The following is an 18,017-nucleotide window of genomic DNA, read 5'->3' on the forward strand; positions in this document are numbered from 1 at the left end:
CATCGCCTAAATCGACCCCATGCGCACCGACACGCCCCAGCCGATCCGCCTGGCCGACTACCGGCCGCCCGCCTTCCTGATCGACGAGACCCATCTGGTCTTCGACCTGCGCCCGCATGGCGCCAGGGTGAAAGCCCGCCTGACCGTTCGGCGTAACGGCGACCATGCCGAGCCCCTGGTCCTGAACGGCGAGAAGCTGCGCACTGTCAGCGTCCTGGTCGATGGCGAACCGGCCAAGGACCGCTCCGTCGCCGACGACCTGCTGACCGTGGCTGGCGTGCCCGACGCCTTCGTGCTGGAGACCGAGGTCGATATCGACCCGGCCGACAACACCACCCTGATGGGCCTCTACATGTCCGGGGGCCGGTTCTGCACCCAGTGCGAGGCCGAGGGCTTCCGCCGCATTACCTGGTTCCCCGACCGGCCCGATGTGCTCAGCCGCTTCACGGTCCGCATCGAGGCCGACCGCGCCTTCCATCACCTGCTGTCCAACGGCAACCTGACCGACAGCGGCCAACTGCCCGGCGACCGTCACTTCGCCGAGTGGAACGATCCCTTCCCCAAGCCCGCCTATCTGTTCGCCCTGGTGGCGGGCGAGTTGGACGTGCTGGAGGACAGCTTCACGACCATGAGCGGCCGCGACGTCGCCCTGAAGGTCTTCGTCGATCCGGGGCAGTCGGCCCGCGCCGCCTACGCTCTCGACGCCCTCAAGCGCTCCATGAAGTGGGACGAGGAGGCGTTCGGCCGCGAGTACGACCTGGACCTGTTCATGATCGTCGCCGTGCGCGACTTCAACTTCGGGGCCATGGAGAACAAGGGGCTGAACATCTTCAACAGCTCCCTGTTGCTGGCCGACCCACAGACCGCCACCGATCTGGATTTCGAGCGGATCGAGAGCGTGGTCGCCCACGAGTATTTCCACAACTGGACCGGCGACCGCATCACCTGCCGCGATTGGTTCCAGCTGTGCCTGAAGGAAGGCCTGACGGTCTTCCGCGACCAGGAATTCAGCGCTGACATGCGCGGCCACGCCGTGCAGCGGATCAAGGACGTCAAGGCCCTGCGCGCGCGTCAGTTCTCGGAAGACGCCGGCCCCCTGGCGCACCCGGTTCGGCCGTCCAGCTATCTGAAGATCGACAACTTCTACACCGCCACCATCTACGAGAAGGGCGCGGAGATCATCCGCATGCTCAAGGCCCTGATCGGGGCGGACGCCTTCCGCGCCGGCATGGACCTGTACTTCGACCGCCACGACGGCGAGGCGACCACGGTCGAGGCCTTCATCGCCTGTTTCGCGGAAGCCTCGGGCCAGGACCTGGACCACTTCTTCGCCTGGTACGAACAGGCCGGCACGCCCAGCGTGACCGTCGCCGCCGACTATGACGAAGCGGCCAAGGCCCTGACCCTGACCCTCACCCAGTCGACCGCCCCGACTCCGGGACAGCCGACCAAGCAACCCCTGCCCCTGCCGGTCGCCATCGGCCTGTTGGACGACCGCGGCGAGGTGCTGCGCGACACCGAGATCGTGGTGCTGGACACCGCCGAAAAGACCGTGCGCTGGGAGAACATCGCCCGCCGCCCTGTGCTGTCGGCCCTGCGCGGCTTCTCGGCCCCGGTGAACCTGACAGTCGCCGCCCCGGCCAAGGACGGCTATGTCCTGCTGGGCTCCGACCCCGACCTCTTCAATCGCTGGGAAGCCGGCCAGGCGCTGGCCAAGGCCCTGATCCTGACCCGCGCCGCCGGCGCCCCGGACGAGGTGGCCGAGACCCGCTTCGCCGAGGCCATGGGCCGCGCCCTGGACGACCAGGCCGCCGAGCCGGCGTTCAAGGCCCTGCTGCTGGCCCTGCCCACCGAGAGCGACCTGGCCCTGGCCATGCAGCCCGCCGATCCCGCCGCGATCCATGAGGCGCGCGAGATGCTGCGCACCCGTATGGCCGTGCATCTGAGCGACTTCCTGCGACGCCTGCATACCGCCATGCAGGAGCCAGGCGAGTTCTCGACCACGGCCGAGGCCGCCGGCCGCCGCGCCCTGCGCAACGCCGTGCTCGACCTGCTGGCCGCCGATCCGCATTCGGAGAACGTGGCCCTGGCCGTGGGCCACTTCGAGGCCGCCGCCAACATGACCTGCGCCATGGGCGGGCTGAACGCCCTCATCGCCATCGGCGGCGAGCCGGCGGAAAAGGCCCTGGCCGACTTCCACGCCAAGTGGCGGCACGAGCCCCTGGTCCTGGACAAGTGGTTCGCCGCCCAGGGCCGCGACCCGCACGAAGGCGCCGCCGGCCGCATCCTGGGCCTGACCGCGCACCCGGATTTCGACGCTCGCAACCCCAACCGCCTGCGGGCGCTGATCCAGTCGTTCTCCTCGGCAAATCCCGCCCGGTTCCACGACGAAAGCGGCGCGGGCTATCGACTTCTTGCCGACCAGATCCTGGGCGTCGATGCGGCCAACCCCATGACCGCCGCGCGTCTGGTCGAACCGCTGGGCGGCTGGCGGCGCTACAAGCCCGAGCTGGCGGCCCTTATGCGACAGCAACTTGAGCGGATCGTCGCCCACGAAGGACTGTCCAAGAACGTCTATGAACTCGCCTCGAAAGCTCTGGCCTAGATTTCGCAAGGCTTAGTCGAGTGACCCCTGACGCCGCGTCGCGTAATGTTTATGGCGCAGGGCGATTTGCGATTCGGCGGTCGTTGGGGGGCGCGGCTTGGCGTTTTGGAAGCGTAGCGGAAAAGGAGCGTCCGGGTCGGACGCCGCCATGCCCGTCGCGTCGTCCGCGGCCCAGCAGCGCTCGTCCCAGATCTTCGTCCGCCTGGCCATTATCGCGGCCCTGGTCCTGCTGGCCGTCTATGCGACCGTCGGGCTGAAATCCTTCGAGGACGCGGCCCGCGGTTCGGAGCAGCAGCGCGCCGCCGCCTCCCACGCCAAGGCCCTCGCCGCCGAGATTGACGGCCATGCCGCGGGCTGGCGCGCCGCCCTGGCCGCCGGCGCGGCGGTCATGCAGCAGCCGCACTCCACCCCCAACGACGCCGCCGATGTCGCCCTGGCCGCCGCTGGGGGCGCGGTGCAAGCCGTGGCGGTGCTCTCAAACGGCGAACTGGTGGGCGAGGTCGGCGCCGCCGCCGGAGCCGACTGGGGCGTGGTGGCCGTGGCGGCCGACGTCTCGCGCCAGCCTCGCTGGATCGGCGCTCCCGCCGGCGCGGACAAGATCTACGCCTCCATCGTGGTCCGTGACGAGGCCGCCCGCCGGGTGCGCCTGATCGCCGCCATCGATCCCCGCCGCCTGCACATCGGCGACCAGGACGGTTCGGCCGTCGCCATCGCCATGCCGGACGGCCGCCCCCTGGCGATCAAGGGGCCGACCGCCGGCGCCAAGGTCATCGCCGCCGGGGGCAAGGAGGACCAGCGGTACGAACGGGCCTCGGCCCCCGCCGCTGACGGCGCTTTGCTAGCCGTGGTCGCCCTTCCGCGCTCAACCCTCAGCGCCGACCTGACCGGCCTGATGTCCCTGCTCACCCCCCTGGGCGTCGGCGGGGTGCTGATCAGCCTGCTGATGCTGCAGGCCCGCCGCATGGACGCCGACCAGCGCAAGTTCGCCGAAAGCGAGACCCGCTTCCGCACGGCGGTCGAGGCGGCCCGCTGCGGCATCTGGGAATGGGATCTGGCCCAGGACCGGGTCTATCTGTCCGACATCACCGGCGGTATCTTCGGCTGGGGTGGCGCGGGCGTCGTCTCCGGCCAGGAGCTGCTGGACCGCGTGGCGCCCGAGCATCGCGACAAGGTCCGCCAGGCTCTGTCCAACGCCGCCGTCTACGGGGCCTTCGACGTCTCGTTCAAGGTGCCCAGCCTGCGCGGCGCCCGCGCCATCTGGATCGACGCCCGCGGCCAGGGCGCCGGCGATCCGAGCAAGGAAGGCTACAGCCGCATCATCGGCGTGGTCCTCGACGTCACCGAAGAGCGCATGGCCCAGGCCCGCGCCATGGCCGCCGAGAACCGCCTGCGCGACGCCATCGAGAGCGTGTCCGAAGCCTTCGTCCTGTGGGACCGGGGCGGGCGCCTCTTGATGTGCAACCGCAATTACCGCCAGGTCTTCAACCTGGAGCCCAAGCTGCTCAAACCCGGCGCGGCGCGCGAGCAGGTCAACCGCTACGCCCAGCTGGCCATCCTGCGCGAGCATCCGTCCGCCGACGGCGCCAAGGGCGTGCGCGAGGCCGAGATGACCGACGGCCGCTGGCTGCATATCTCCGAGCGCCGCACCGCCGAGGGCGGGCTGGTCATGACCGCCTCCGACATCACGGCGGTCAAGAACCAGGAAGCCCAGCGCCGCCGCAACGAAGAGGAGCTGCAGCGCGCCGTCGTCAGCCTGGAGCGCAGCCAGGAGATGCTGGCCGAGCTCGCCCGCAAGTACGAGATGGAGAAGGTCAAGGCCGAGGGCGCCAACCGCGCCAAGTCCGAGTTCCTGGCCAATATGAGCCACGAGCTGCGCACGCCGCTCAACGCCATCAACGGCTTCTCCGAGATGATGCTGGCCGAGATGTTCGGTCCCGTCGGCGACGCCCGCTACAAGGGTTATGTCCACGACATCCACAACAGCGGCCAGCACCTGCTGGCCCTGATCAACGACATCCTCGACATGGCCAAGATCGAGGCCGGCAAGATGAACCTCAAGTTCGAGGCCGTCCGCATGGCCGAGGTCACCGACGACGCCCTGCGCCTCGTGCGCAACCGGGCCGAGACCGCCGGCCTGAAGATCCAGGTCGAGCTGCCCGCCCTGCCCGACATCGAGGCGGACTTCCGCGCCCTCAAGCAGGTGCTGCTCAACATCCTGTCCAACGCCATCAAGTTCACGCCCAAGGGCGGGACCATCACCATCCGCGGCGAATCCTGGCGCGACGTCCTGGGCGAGCGCGTCCGCGTCAGCGTGCAGGACACCGGCATCGGCATCAGCCCCGAGGACCTCACCCGCCTTGCCAAGCCCTTCGAGCAGGTGGAAAGCCATCAGCATTCCAAGAGCACGCAAGGCACGGGCCTGGGCCTGGCCCTGACCAAGTCCCTGATCGAGATGCATGACGGCTCCCTGGAGCTTTCCAGCGAACCGGGCGAAGGCACCACGGTCAGCTTCGTGCTGCCGGTGAGGCAGGGCCTGGATATCGGGCGCAGCGCGGCGTGAGCGCGATCCTGTGGCTTGTCGCCGCCGTCGGCCTGGCGCCCCTGATCCTGGGCCTCGTCCTCGCAAGATCGTCGGCGACCCGCCCGACCGGCCTGATCGCCCACATCGTCCTGTGCGCCCTGGCCTTCAACCTGACCTTCTTCTGGCAGGAGCTGTGGCTGGTCCTGCCCAAGGCCTGGGCCGGCCTTCAACCGACCCTGTTCCACAACGATCATAGCTGGTCGGTCGAGGCGCCCATCGCCGAGCTGCTGCAAGGGACCGGCGCGCTCGGAACCCTCACCAGCGGCCTGGCCTTCACCGCCGCCCTGGCCCTGACGCGCCGCGCGGGGCCGACCTGGCGGGCCTTCTTCTTCTGGATGGCGGCCCAGGGTCTGTTCCAGGCGTTCAGCCAGTTGGCCATCGGGACCATCCTGTCCGGCAACGATGTCGGCCGGGCGCTGACCTATCTTCAGCTCGGCCAGCCGGCCAAGATCGCCCTGCTCGCCGTCGCCGTCGTCGCCATGGCCGCGGCGGGCGCAGTCCTGGCCCGCCTCGCGCCCATCGGCCGCGCCCTGGCCTGGACGATCCCCTCGGCCGCCCTGCTGTCGGCGATCCTGATCGTCCCCTTCCGGATGCCCCGGCACATCATCGAGGTCGGCCTGATCCCCCTGATCGTGAACCTGATCCTGGCGGGATGGATCGTGCTGGGCGCGGCCTTGGTGAAGGGCGCGGCGCGCGAGGCCGGGCCGGTCGGCCTCCTGTGGCCCTCCGCGGCGCTGGTCGCGGTGCTGGCGGTGTTTCAGCTGCTGCTGCGGCAGGGCGTTGGGTTCTAAACGCCGCAACCATTCCCCGCTCATCCCTGTTGCGCCCCGCCCGCCAGCCGCTAGCCTGCATTCCTCACGGGGGATGACATCATGAAACGACTAGTCGCGACTCTCATTGCGGCGCTCAGCATCACGGGCGCGGCGCAAGCCGTGGAGCGCAAGGCGCTGATCGGGGGCACCCTGATCGACGGCACCCTGCGCGAGCCGATCCGCGACAGCGTTATCCTGATCGAGGACAAGCGCATCGTCGCCGTGGGCACGGTCGGCTCCCTGGCCATTCCCGCCGATGCGGAGCGCATCTCGACCGAGGGCATGACCGTCATGCCCGGCCTGTGGGACATGCACGTCCACCTGATGCTCAGCGGCCATTCGGACTATCCGCACTGGCATTCGACCTATGTGGGCGACGTCCAGCGCGACGTCATCATGCCCGCCGGCGCCAAGCAGTTGCTGATGGCCGGCGTCACCGGCGCCCGCGACCTGGGCGCCCCGCTGGAGGAAAGCATCGCCGTGCGCGACGCCATCGCCAGCGGCAAGATCCCCGGCCCGACCCTGTTCATCTCCGGCCCCTTCATCCAGAAGAAATCCCCGCCCGGCGCCGAACACTACCGCTGGGGCGTCTCCTCGCCCGAGGACGCCCGCGCCAAGGTGCGCCGCATCGCCGCCGCCGGGGTCGACACCGTCAAGCTGATCGACGTGGACCAGATGAGCGAGGCCGAGATCAAGGCCGTGGTCGACGAGGCCCACGCCCACAAGCTGCCGGTCGTCGGCCACGCCCACCGCCCGGATGAAATCCGCCTGGGCCTGAAATACGGGGTCGATGTCTTCGAGCACACCGGCCTGGGCACCTCGGCCGAATACCCCGAGGACATCGTCAAGGCCCTGTCCGAGCGCACCGCCCGCAGCGGCGGCGCCGGCCTGCTCTACTGGACCCCCACCGTCTCGATCCTCAACAACTACCCCGCCTGGATCAAGGACCACGAGTTCGTCGACGCCGTCGACTGGCACGAGGGCCTGCCCCCGCAGATCGTCGCCGACATCAAAGGCTCCCTCACCCACCCCGAGCGCATCGCCTATTTCCAGCAGGTGCCCCAGCGCGTCCCGACCCTGAAGCGCAAGTTCGAGCAACTGCGCGCCTCGGGCGCCGTGCTGCTGATCGGCACGGACTCAGGCGTGCCGATGATGTTCCACTCGGGCAGCACCTGGCAGGAGATGGACCTGTGGGTGAACGGCTTCGGCGTCCCGCCCATCGAGACCATCCGCGCCGCCACCTACTGGCCCGCCGTCGCCATGAAGGCCGACAAGGACTACGGCACCATCACCGAAGGCAAATACGCCGACATCATCGCGGTGAAGGGGGATGTGCTCAAACACATGGACCTGCTCCAGCGGGTCGACATGGTGGTCAAGCATGGGAAGCGGGTGAAGTGAGGGAAAGAATGCCCAGAACCTTAGCTAGGCCCTAGTCTTTAGCTGTGGCCTTATGACAGGCAGCTCGCCTAACAAAGGTCTTGCAGGTGGTCACGCAAAGCGATCAAGCTGAAGCTGCACAATCGGGCGGCGAGGCGAGGCGAGCTTGGGCACCTTAAGCAAACTAGATTGGGATTTAATTTCTGCGCGAATTAGGAAAGCGCAGGATGAGCACTCCCTCAAAGGCCCAACAATGGGCGTACTGTGGCTGGCCCTAGAGCAATACTTTCCAAGCCAAGAGACACCATTCCAAGAGATCATCACAGACGGACCAGATGATCGCGGTGTAGATGCAATTCATATCGTGGGAGATGAAGACTCTTCAACTGTATATATTTTTCAAGCAAAACATAGAGAAAGAATTGATAGCAGTGGAAAAACGATAAATGTTGACGAAGTACTCAAAACAACTTCATTTGTTTCAGATTTAGTAAATAAATCCGACGAGCTAAAGCGATGTGGTAACTTACGCCTAAGGGAGGCGATCGAAAGAATTTGGGCGCTTCACGAACAAGGCACTTACTGCTCATACGAGATAATATTTGTTAGCAACGGCGCCGGCCTTGGTGATGCGGCAAAGTCAACACTGGACAGCTTCATATCGCAACATAGCCAAGTTCGATTCTCAGAATATTCATCAGAGAATCTCGTGAGAGATTTCGGTCTAAACCGCGGCGCTCCCGAATCTGGGTATCTTCAAGTTATAGGCCGCGAAATACTCGAACGTACGGACGGGGACGTCCGAGGCCTTATTGCCACCGTAGACGCCGGATCATTCATTGCCCTGATAACTAATCCAGAAGGGAACGCGGTCAAACGTCACCTATTTGATGACAACCTTCGCGTCTTCCTGGGAGTAAATTCTGGTTACAACCCGCAAATTGTAGAAACTGCCATATCTCAGGACAGCCATCTATTTTGGTATCTGAATAACGGCATCACTATAACCTGCAAGAATTTCTCGTACAATAAAGGCCACCCAAATCCGAAGATCAAAATCGACGGCTTCCAGATCGTAAATGGTGCGCAGACATCCCACTCACTTGTCGAGGCCGCCTCGCGCAATCCAGAATCCCTAGCCAACGTCGTCCTAAGCATCCGCGTCTATGCTACAGATCGCGACGACATCGCCGAACGCGTAGCAGTCGCTACCAATAGCCAGGCCAGGATTCACGGGCGAGATTTACGGTCAAATCATCCAGTCCTAAAAAAGCTCGAGATAGCGCTCTTAGATCGCGGAATATTTTTCGAGCGAAAGAGAAATATGCATGCGGACAAAGACTCACACACACGCCTGGATGCCCTAAAGCTTGGACAGATAATACTGTCTTATTATTTAAAGGAACCGGATAGCGCCAGGACTTCTTCAGACACTATATTCGATCATAGATTTCAAAATATATTCAATGATGGATATGACATCGACGAACTTGTTCGCGTAGTAAGATTTTACGCGCTAATCGAAAAGCTTCGGGATGAAGTGATCCATGAATTTGGAGATCATATTGAAAGCATAGGAGATATGCAGTATTTGGTATACGGGCATTGGTATATCTTATTTGCGGCACGCTTACTTTTAGCTAAAGACAACGCTCCATTTCCACCTTCTGAAGAAATGGACGCTCTGGTTCGAAAAGCAATTGGTATTGTAGCCAAAGCATGTGACCAAACCAAGCAGGTAGCGCATTATCAAATGTTCCGAAGTCCCAAAACGAAAGATAAGATCGCCGCAGAAATTAGCGGTAAGCAGCTTGAGCTCTTCGTCTAAAGGGCTACCTGAAGTTGTAATCGCAAGGATACTTGACCCCCTACCCCGCCACCTTCTCCACCAACTCAATCACCGCCCCCTTCACCCGCTCCGGGGCGCGATCAAACGCGGTGAGCAGGCGCGCGCCTTCGGGCTGCTGGGCCAGGGCCGTCAGGCGGCGGGTCTCGGCGGACCAGGCTTCGTCGGGCGTTCCCGGCAGGTCGCCGAAGAAGTCGGCCGGGCTGGCGGTCAGGGCCTGGGCCAGTTCATAGAGCTTTGACGCGCTGATCCGGTTGGTCCCGCGCTCGTATTTCTGGAGCTGCTGGAAGGTGACGCCGCCCGCCCTATCAGGGCGTGAACGGCGCGGCGGTCGCCTAGGGTCCGTCGCGTCTCTCGCCGATCCCGCGATAAGCAAAGACCACAACGGCTATCGCCCCGCCGCAGGCCAAACCGATGATCAACAGGTATCGGTCGAGGACATCCCTAGTCACAAAGAAAGCGGTGGCGCCGCGGCCCAGCTTTATCCGGTGGATTTGGCCCGTTTGGGGATTTGGCGTGTAGGACGATCCCCTCGCGGCCCAGGTGTGCGCGCCCATTGAGACGCCCAGGGCCACGACCGCACAAGTCACCGCCCCAACACGAACGGCGCGTTTTGAGCGCGCCAACCAGGCAAGGGCGGGGCGACGCCTAAGCGCCACCCAGATCTTGCGTAGTAGGGCTAAAAGGACGGACAGACTCTGGGAGAACAGGGGCTTTCCTCCGCCGATGAACGGGCCGATCTGGCCCGTTCGCCGACCACCGGTCAACCGCCTCCCCCTAGACCCCCTCGGCCGCCTTGGCCTGCAGGCGGTCGGCGTTCTTGTCCAGGTCGTCGGCCTGGGCGGGCAGGCGCTTGGACAGGGCGATCAGTTCGGCGTCGGTGACGTCATTGCCGCGCGCGCGGTTCTCGGCGATCTGCTTGGCGCGATAGGCGGGGTCCCTCAGGCGGGCGGCCTCCTCGCGCATCTGCTTGGCGCCGCGGCGCATCTGCTCGGCGCCGTCACGCATGTGGACGCGGGATTCCGCCACGTGGCGCTTGGCCAGTTCCCGGGCGCGCTCGCCCAGTTCGCGGGCCTTGTCGGCTTGAACCCGGGCGGCGTCGGCCTGGATGCGCGCGGCGTCGGCCAAGGCGCGGTCGCCGTCGGCGCGGCGGCGGGCTTCAACGGCCCCGGCGCGGGCCTCGGCGGCGCGGGCCCGTTCCTCGGCGGCGCGAATACGGGCCTCGGCGGCTTCCTGGCGGGCTTCGACGGCGGCCTGACGAGCCTCCTCGGCGCGCTGGCGCTCCTCGGGCGTGGCCTCGCGCGAGGAATAGTAGTGAACGCTCCCCGTCTGGCGCGGCAACGCCGCGGGCGGGGCCGGCGGGGCTGGAGGCGCGGGCGGGGCCGGGATCGCGGCGGGAGCCGGAACAGCGCCGACCTGGGCGACAGCGAACGGCGCGGGGGGAGCCGGCGGCGCGGGCGGCGGAGGCGGCGGGGGCGGCGCGACGCCCAGCTCGGCCAGGTTCACGCCCAGGGCGGCGACCGCCGGAACGGACGGCATTGGGGGCATGGGCGGCAGGGGCGCGATCTCGGCATAGGCCTCGCGGCTGATGTCCAGGGCGGCCAGGGGCGCGGCGGCGGCGCAGAGGGCGGCGACGGTCAGGGCCACGGTCATCGGACGGCGGCGGGGGCGGTTGTCGGCCATGATGCTGGCGATCCTTTTCTTGAGGGTGCGCGCGTCGGCGGCCATGGCGATGGCGGCCATGGGCGCGGGTTGAAGGGCCAGGCGCACCAGCGCCCGGGCATAGAGGCTCTTGTCCACCGTCTCGAGGGCGGCGGCGTCGGCGGCTTCTTCCGAAGCCTCGGCCAGGACGGCGTGCAGCCGCCAGACCAGGGGGTTGAACCAGAACAGGGCCAGGGCCGCCTGCGACAGCAGCAGGAAGATCCAGTCCCCGCGCCGCAGGTGAGCCAGCTCGTGCGCCAGGATGGCGGGGGCCGACTGCGGCTGTGACAGGCTGGCCGGGTCGACCAGGATGGCGCCGGGCGTGGGCCCCCAACTGAGCGGGCTGGCGACCTGCTCGCTGCTGACCAGGCGGGGCCGGGCGGCGTCGGGCGACAGCCGGTCCATCGCCGCCAGCCAGGCGGGGCAGTCCACGGGCCGCCCCTTGCGGGTCCAGCGCGACAGCACGGTCAGGCCCAGGGCGAACCGCCCCGCGATCCCCGTCATGCCGACCAGCCACACGACCCCCGCCACGATGGCGGCCGACGGCCAAAGCAGGGCCGGGATCGGCGCCTGCACCGCCGCGATGGGCCACAACTCCACCGTCACCGATGTCGGCGGCGGGGCGGCGTTCATGGCCGGCAGTAGAGACAACTCCAGAGCGGGCATCAGCAGCATGGCCGGGGCCAGCAACAGCAACAACCCCACCGTGGCCCGCAGCACATCGACCCGGTCGGCCGGGCGCCGCGCCAGCCAACGGGCGGCGGCCAGGCCCGCGCCGGCGATCAGGCTGGACTTGACCAGCAGGGCGAGAAGGAAGGTCCAGCTGATCACTTGCGCGCCCCCGCCTTGCCTTCCAGCGCCTCGTCGATGGCTTTTTCCAGGGCCGCGGCCTCGTCGGGCGTCAGGCGCTGGCCCATGCCCAGCAGGGCGGTGGCGGCGTTGGCGGCCGATCCGGCGAAGAAGGTGTCCACCATCCGGCGAAGGGCGCCCTGCGCCACCGCCTCGGTGCTCTGGACCGGCTTGAACAGCCCGTCCGCGCGGGTGACCAGACCCTTGGCCTCCAGCCGCGTCAGCATGGTGCGCACCGCCGAGTCGCTCAGCGGATCGGACAACGCGGCCCGAACGCCGGACGCCGTGCCGGACTCCATCCGGCAAAGGATCTCGAACACTTCCCTCTCGCGTCGGGGCAGGGATTCGATCACGGCTCGCTCCAGCAGTTCGCTACATGTGTAGCGTTACATGCGTAGCGAATTGTGGCAAGATTGGGGCGGCGAACATGAACTCGCGGTAAGGCGGGTTGGCCCGTCACAACGCAACGGAACACGCGATCCGGCCACCCGTTGAAAGGTTCACTTCACCCCCTCAAGAAGGACCGACGCTCATGGCCGACCTCAGCGCGATCAAGGAACATATGGAAGTCATCGGCGCCGATGGCGTCCACCTGGGAACCGTGGACAAGGTCGAAGGTGACCGGATCAAGTTGACCCGGGCCGACAGCGGCTCGCACGGCGACCATCACCACTACATCTCCGCCGGCCTCGTCGCCGATATCGAAGGCGACAAGATCCGCCTCTCTGCGACCGCCGCCAATGCCGCGCTCCTTGAGGAAGAAGAGGGCGGGGAAGCGATCTCCGACTAAGAGCGCCCTTCGGCGGCCACGTCCTGCAGCCACGCGGCGATCACCGGGACCGGCTGTCTCATCCGCGATACCGCATCGCCTCGACCAGCAGGGCGAAGGCCGGGGTCTGCTGACGGCGGCTGGGGTAATACAGGTGATAGCCGGCGAACGGCGCGCACCAGTCGGTCAGCACCGGCTCCAGCTCGCCCCGCTCCACATATTCGGTCAGCATGGCGTCCGGCAGGCAGGCGATGCCCATGCCCTTCAGGGCCGCCTCGATGATCAGGCCGCCGCTGTTGAACACCAGCTGCCCCTCGACCCGGACCCGCAGCTCGCGCCCGTCCTTGTCGTCGAACTCCCAAGCATAGAGCGCGCCATAGGTCGGCAGGCGCATGTTGATGCAGTTGTGGGCCGTCAGGTCCTGGGGCGTGCGGGGCTTGGGGCGGCCTTCGAAATAGGCCGGCGACGCCGCCGCCATCATCCGCAGGTCCGGACCGACCTGCACCGCGATCATGTCCTTGGCCACCGTGCCGCCAAAGCGAATGCCGGCGTCGTACCGCTCGGCCACGATGTCGGTCAGGCCGTAGTCGACCACCACCTCCACATTGATATCCGGATGCGCCGGCAACAGGCGGCGCAGTGCGGGCAGGATCACCGTGGCCGCCGCATGCTCCGTCGCCGTGATCCGGAAGTTCCCCGCCGGCCGGTCGCGCAGCTCGCTCAGGGCCGCCAGCTCCGCATCGATCTCGTCCAGCCGCGGCCCGATGGTCAGCAGCAGACGCTCGCCCGCCTCAGTCGTGGTGACATTGCGCGTGGTGCGGGTCAAAAGCCGCACGCCTAGCCGCGCCTCCAGCCCCCGGATGGTGTGGCTCAGAGCCGACTGCGAGACGCCCAGATTGGCCGCCGCCCGGGTGAAGCTGCGCTGGCGGGCCACGGCCACGAACGCCGACAGGTCGTTGATGTTGGCCTTGGCCATGGCGGGTATCCGGAACCAGTTATGAATTCACCTCATAACTGCATGCCACATTCTCCGGCTTATCGCAGCAATGGCCAGGGCTTAACTTCACGGTCCGACGACGGGCGACCGCCGTCCATTCCTTTCGACTTCACGCGAGGGCCTCCCCCATGACCACCAAAGCGTTCGGCGCCTACGCCGCCGATAAACCCCTCGAACCCATGGACATCGTTCGACGCGATCCGGGCGCCAACGACGTACAGATCGAGATCGCCTATTGCGGCGTCTGCCACTCCGACCTTCACACCGTCCGCTCCGAGTGGGGCGGCACGCTCTATCCCTGCGTGCCCGGCCACGAGATCGTCGGCCGCGTCTCCGCCGTCGGCTCCGGCGTCGCTAAGTTCAAGGAAGGCGACATCGTCGGCGTCGGCTGCATGGTCGGCAGCTGCAAGCACTGCCATTCCTGCGACGAGGGGCTGGAGCAGTACTGCGTGGGCACGGGCTTCGTCGGCACCTACAACGGCCCGACCAACGACGCGCCGGGCCACACCCTGGGCGGCTATTCGGACCGCATCGTCGTCGACCAGGACTTCGTCCTGACCATCAGCCACCCGACCGAGCAACTGGCCGCCGTCGCGCCTCTGCTGTGCGCCGGCATCACCACCTATTCGCCCCTGCGCCACTGGAGGGCCGGCCCCGGCAAGAAGGTCGGCATCGTCGGCATCGGCGGCCTGGGCCACATGGGCGTCAAGCTGGCCCACGCCATGGGCGCGCACACGGTGGCCTTCACCACCTCTGAATCCAAGCGCCAGGACGCCCTGGACCTGGGCGCGGACGAGGTCGTGGTCTCGCGCAACGCCGAGGAGATGGCCGCCCACGCGGGGACCTTCGACTTCATCCTCAACACGGTGGCGGCCAGCCACAACCTGGACGCCTTTACCGCCCTGCTGAAGCGTGACGGGACCCTGTGCCTGGTCGGCGTGCCTGAACACGCCCACCCCTCGCCCGACGTCGGCACGCTGATCTTTGGCCGCAAGGCGATCGCCGGCTCCCTGATCGGCGGCATCGCCGAGACCCAGGAGATGCTCGACTTTTGCGCCGAGCACGGCATCGTCTCCGACATCGAGATGATCCGCATTCAGCAGATCGACGAAGCCTATGACCGCATGCAGCGCAGCGACGTGAAGTACCGCTTCGTCATCGACAACGCCTCGCTTCAAGACGCCTGACGCCTCAAGCCGCGGCCGCCCCCCTAGAGATACTTCATCCAGGGCTGGCGGCTGCGGCGCTTGACGCCCGCGAACCAGCGGCAGGCGAACCAGCATGGAACGGCGGCCGCCGCCGCCAGCAGCCACAGCCAACCCACGCCAGGCAGGCTGAACACCTCGCCCTGGTTCGGGCCCAGCACGGCAAGCGCCGCGAGGTTCAGCAGGTGCAGGCCGTAGATGTGGATCAGGTAGAAGAACAGCGGCGCACCGCCGAACACGGCCAATAGCGTCACCGCTTTCTCCGGCGCCTTCTCCAGCCCCGCCAGCAGCAACGCGCCGACACCCAGGGTCAGCAGCAGGAAGTCGGCGGACGGCGGATACTTGGTCAGGTTCAGCACGCTCATCACCGTGCGCAGCGGCTCCGTCTGGGCCGCCCAGGGCGTCGGGTCGCCATAGAGGTTGATCGTCCGCAATAGGGCGAACAGGGCCAACATGCTTACCCCGGTCACGACCAGCCGTCGCAGTCGCTCGCCACCTGTCCGCGTGAACCACGGTCCGATGGCGTAGCCCAGGGCCGCCACCCCGATCCACGGCAGCAGCGGATAGGACGTCCGCGCCCGTCCGCCCCACGGCAGATCGATGAAGCCACGGTCATGCAGGATCGCCCAGATCGTGCGGCCGGGCTGGCCCTCGGCGAAGGTAATGGGATCCAGCAGGTTGTGCCCCAGCACAAGGGCCACGCCCACGGCGATCAGGGCCGCGCGCGGCAGATACACCAAACCCGCCAGAGCGATCATCGACAGGCCGATAGCCCAGATCACCTGCAGGTAGATGACCGGCGGCGTGAGCGAGAACGTCCAGGCGAAGTTGACCGCCGTCAGCTCCAGAACCACCAGGAACAGGCCCCGCTTCAGTAGGAACCCCGAGGCCGCCTTCGCTCCGCCCTGCTTGGAGCCATAGAGCCACGCCCCCAGCCCCGTCAGGGCCACGAACACCGGCGCGCACAGGTGCGCCGACAGCCGCGTGAAGAACAGCGCCGGCGAGGTCGTCTCCAGGTTCATCGGATCCGACACCTGGGCGTGGATGAAGAAGAGCTCCCGCGCGTGATCGACCAGCATCAACAGGATCACCAGCCCGCGCAGGGCGTCGATGGAGCGGATACGGCCGGCGGCGACGCCGGCGAGAGGAGCGGTTGACATCATCACAGCCAAGCCAGTAGCTGATATGTAATAACATTACAAATGGAGCTGCCCGTGTCCTTCCTGTCCACCTGCGCCGGCCTGTGTCTGCTGGCCGCCGCGGAGCCGCCGCAGGCCGATCCAGCCCATTCCGTCGGCGAGATCGTGATCCTCGGCCGCAGGGGCGCGGCACGGGACGTGACCTTGAGCGCGGGCGCGGTGACCGAGCGCATGTCGCCCTCGTCCCGCTCTGTGGAGAGCGACCTGCTGGAGGCCGTGGGCGCGACGCGTCTGGCCGATGCGCTGGAGTTGGTCAGCGGCGTCAGCCAACAGAACAACCGCGGCGGCGTCATGGACAACTTCGCCATCCGCGGCTTCCTCGGCACCCCCGACGGCGGCGCAGAATATTATGTCGACGGCTTCCTGGCCAACCGTGGGCTGGCCCCGCCCCGCGATCCGGCCACCGCCGAACGGATCGAGATACTGAAAGGCCCCGCCGGCGCCCTGTTCGGCGACATCGACCCGGCGGGCCGCGTCAACATCGTCTCCAAGACACCCCGCTTCGACCGCGCCTTCGAGGTCACCGCCACCGCCGGCTCCTACGGCCTGCGCCGAGGCGAGATCGATCTGACCGGCCCGCTGAGCGAAGACCTGGCCGCCCGCCTGGTGGTGGCCGCCGAGCATAGCGACGGCTGGCGCGACCACGTGGACCTCGACCGCCTCGCCATCGCCCCATCCCTCACCTGGCGACCGACCGACGACCTGCGCCTGACCTATGTGGGCGAGTTCACCCGGTTCGACACCCCGTTTGATCGCGGCCTGCCCGCTTTGAACGGCGACGCCCTGGCCGTGCCGCGCTCGCGCTTCTTCGGCGAGCCGAATGACGGAACCACCCGTTTCCGCAACGAGCGTCATCAGCTTACCGGCGACTGGCATATCAACGAGGACTGGAGACTGAACGGCGGCCTCGCCTATCGCGAAGGCACGCTGAAGGGCCTGTCCAGCGACCACTCGCGCCTGGTCGGCGACAACCTCTGGCGCCAGCGCCGCCAGCGGGACTTCAGCACCCAGGACATCTCCGGCCGCCTGGAGCTGAACGGCCGCCTCCTGGCCGCCGGGACGCACCACCTGGGCTTCGGCGTGAAGGCCTACACGATGGACTTTCAGGAACGCTGGATGCGGCGCAATCCGACCGCCGCCGCGCCCTATCTGATCAATGTCCGCAATCCTGTCTATGGCGGCCCTCAACCGACCCTCGCGCCGTTCACCGACAACCGGGAGACCCGCGATGTCGTCACCCTCTACGCTCAGGACCTGTGGGAGGTCAGCGACCGGTTCAGCCTGGTGGGCGGTCTGCGCTACGACAACTACCACCAGAAAATCCGCAACAACCGCACCGGCGCCGTGGGCAAGGCCGACGGCGGTCCAGTCGATTGGCGCCTGGCCGGCCGCTATCGCCTCACCAGCGCCTGGACCCTGCACGCCAGCTACGGCCAGTCCTTCGTCCTGAACTCGGGCACGGACCGCAACGGCGCCGGCTTCGCGCCGGAGGAAGGCAAGGGCTGGGAGATCGGGTTGTCCGGCGCCTGGGACGGCCTCGACATCAACGCCACCTGGTTCGACATCGAAAAGCGCAACATCCTCACCAACGATCCGACCGACCCCAACTTCCTGGCTCCGGTCGGGAAGCTGACCACCCGGGGGTTGGAGCTCGATGCCGCCTGGCACCTGGGCGAGACGTGGCAGGTGATCGGCAACTACGCCTGGACCGACGCCGAGGCCGACGACGCCGCCTTCGCCAGCAAGGACGTGCTGAACGTGCCCGAACACTCCGGCTCCCTCTATGCGGTCGGTCGCTTCCCCACCGCACACGGGACGGAATGGTCCCTCACCGCCGGGATGGCCCACATCGGCGACCGCGCCGCCGCGATCGACGGCAGTGGCGTGCGCCTGCCCGCCTACTGGAAGGCTAAGGCGGCGGCCGAGTATGGCGTCACCCAGCGGGTCACGCTGCGCCTCGAGGCCGACAACCTGTTTAACGAGCATTACGCCGCCAGCTCTTACAGCCCGGTCTGGATTTTCCCCGGCGCGCCGCGCACCGTCAGGGCCTCGGTGAAGGTGGCGCTCTAGACG

Annotated in this window: 12 protein-coding genes and 3 pseudogenes; 10 read left to right on the forward strand and 5 right to left on the reverse strand. The window is 66.9% G+C overall.

Features of this window, described 5'->3' with window-relative positions; all coding sequences use genetic code 11:
- The first annotated feature begins 19 nt into the window (after nucleotides 1-19).
- The 7 genes and pseudogenes from pepN to O5K31_RS12180 all read left to right on the forward strand — a co-directional run bounded on the left by pepN (nucleotide 20) and on the right by O5K31_RS12180 (nucleotide 9,206).
- Nucleotides 20-2,605: an aminopeptidase N gene (gene pepN / locus O5K31_RS12160; RefSeq protein WP_269713863.1), complete on the forward strand. Its 2,586-nt coding sequence runs from the start codon at nucleotides 20-22 to the stop codon at nucleotides 2,603-2,605.
- A gap of 961 nt (nucleotides 2,606-3,566) precedes the next feature.
- A pseudogene (gene pleC / locus O5K31_RS18415) lies at nucleotides 3,567-4,298 on the forward strand (cell cycle histidine kinase PleC); the annotation flags it as partial.
- Between the two features lie 123 nt (nucleotides 4,299-4,421).
- Nucleotides 4,422-4,500, forward strand: a pseudogene (locus O5K31_RS18420) (histidine kinase dimerization/phospho-acceptor domain-containing protein); the annotation flags it as partial.
- Nucleotides 4,500-5,165 (forward strand): annotated as a pseudogene (locus tag O5K31_RS18425) (sensor histidine kinase); the annotation flags it as partial. The pseudogenes O5K31_RS18420 and O5K31_RS18425, both read left to right, overlap by 1 nt.
- Entirely contained in the window at nucleotides 5,162-5,977 is an 816-nt protein-coding gene (locus tag O5K31_RS12170) for a hypothetical protein (protein ID WP_269713865.1), read from the forward strand. The pseudogene O5K31_RS18425 and the gene O5K31_RS12170, both read left to right, overlap by 4 nt.
- Before the next feature lie 81 nt (nucleotides 5,978-6,058).
- Nucleotides 6,059-7,399: an amidohydrolase family protein gene (locus O5K31_RS12175; protein WP_269713866.1), complete on the forward strand. Its 1,341-nt coding sequence runs from the start codon at nucleotides 6,059-6,061 to the stop codon at nucleotides 7,397-7,399.
- A gap of 145 nt (nucleotides 7,400-7,544) precedes the next feature.
- Complete coding sequence (locus tag O5K31_RS12180; RefSeq protein WP_269713867.1) at nucleotides 7,545-9,206, forward strand: AIPR family protein; 1,662 nt, start codon at nucleotides 7,545-7,547, stop codon at nucleotides 9,204-9,206.
- A gap of 40 nt (nucleotides 9,207-9,246) precedes the next feature.
- On the opposite strand, the gene O5K31_RS12185 is transcribed toward O5K31_RS12180, so the two are convergent.
- The 3 genes from O5K31_RS12185 to O5K31_RS12195 all read right to left on the reverse strand — a co-directional run bounded on the left by O5K31_RS12185 (nucleotide 9,247) and on the right by O5K31_RS12195 (nucleotide 12,127).
- Nucleotides 9,247-9,609 carry a helix-turn-helix domain-containing protein gene (locus O5K31_RS12185; RefSeq protein ID WP_269713868.1) on the reverse strand — a complete coding sequence of 121 codons (363 nt, stop codon included), beginning with the start codon at nucleotides 9,607-9,609 and terminating at the stop codon, nucleotides 9,247-9,249.
- 392 nt (nucleotides 9,610-10,001) lie between these two features.
- Nucleotides 10,002-11,756 (reverse strand): M56 family metallopeptidase, encoded by a 1,755-nt coding sequence (locus O5K31_RS12190; RefSeq protein WP_269713869.1) that lies wholly within the window; start codon nucleotides 11,754-11,756, stop codon nucleotides 10,002-10,004.
- Entirely contained in the window at nucleotides 11,753-12,127 is a 375-nt protein-coding gene (locus O5K31_RS12195; protein ID WP_269713870.1) for a BlaI/MecI/CopY family transcriptional regulator, read from the reverse strand. Before O5K31_RS12195 ends, O5K31_RS12190 begins: the two co-directional genes overlap by 4 nt.
- Before the next feature lie 179 nt (nucleotides 12,128-12,306).
- On the opposite strand from O5K31_RS12195, the gene O5K31_RS12200 reads away from it, so the two are divergent.
- Complete coding sequence (locus tag O5K31_RS12200) at nucleotides 12,307-12,564, forward strand: DUF2171 domain-containing protein (protein ID WP_269713871.1); 258 nt, start codon at nucleotides 12,307-12,309, stop codon at nucleotides 12,562-12,564.
- Nucleotides 12,565-12,622: 58 nt separating this feature from the next.
- Here O5K31_RS12200 and O5K31_RS12205 read toward each other — a convergent pair whose 3' ends face one another.
- Entirely contained in the window at nucleotides 12,623-13,519 is an 897-nt protein-coding gene (locus O5K31_RS12205) for a LysR family transcriptional regulator (RefSeq protein ID WP_269713872.1), read from the reverse strand.
- Between the two features lie 149 nt (nucleotides 13,520-13,668).
- Between O5K31_RS12205 and O5K31_RS12210 the strand changes: the two genes are divergently transcribed.
- Complete coding sequence (locus tag O5K31_RS12210) at nucleotides 13,669-14,727, forward strand: NAD(P)-dependent alcohol dehydrogenase (protein ID WP_269713873.1); 1,059 nt, start codon at nucleotides 13,669-13,671, stop codon at nucleotides 14,725-14,727.
- A gap of 23 nt (nucleotides 14,728-14,750) precedes the next feature.
- Here the strand turns inward: O5K31_RS12210 and O5K31_RS12215 are convergent, their stop codons facing one another.
- Complete coding sequence (locus O5K31_RS12215) at nucleotides 14,751-15,905, reverse strand: DUF1624 domain-containing protein (RefSeq protein WP_269713874.1); 1,155 nt, start codon at nucleotides 15,903-15,905, stop codon at nucleotides 14,751-14,753.
- Between the two features lie 54 nt (nucleotides 15,906-15,959).
- Between O5K31_RS12215 and O5K31_RS12220 the strand changes: the two genes are divergently transcribed.
- Complete coding sequence (locus O5K31_RS12220; protein WP_269713875.1) at nucleotides 15,960-18,014, forward strand: TonB-dependent siderophore receptor; 2,055 nt, start codon at nucleotides 15,960-15,962, stop codon at nucleotides 18,012-18,014.
- The last annotated feature ends 3 nt before the right edge of the window (nucleotides 18,015-18,017 follow it).

Source organism: Caulobacter sp. NIBR2454, from assembly GCF_027474405.1.
GTDB lineage: Bacteria > Pseudomonadota > Alphaproteobacteria > Caulobacterales > Caulobacteraceae > Caulobacter.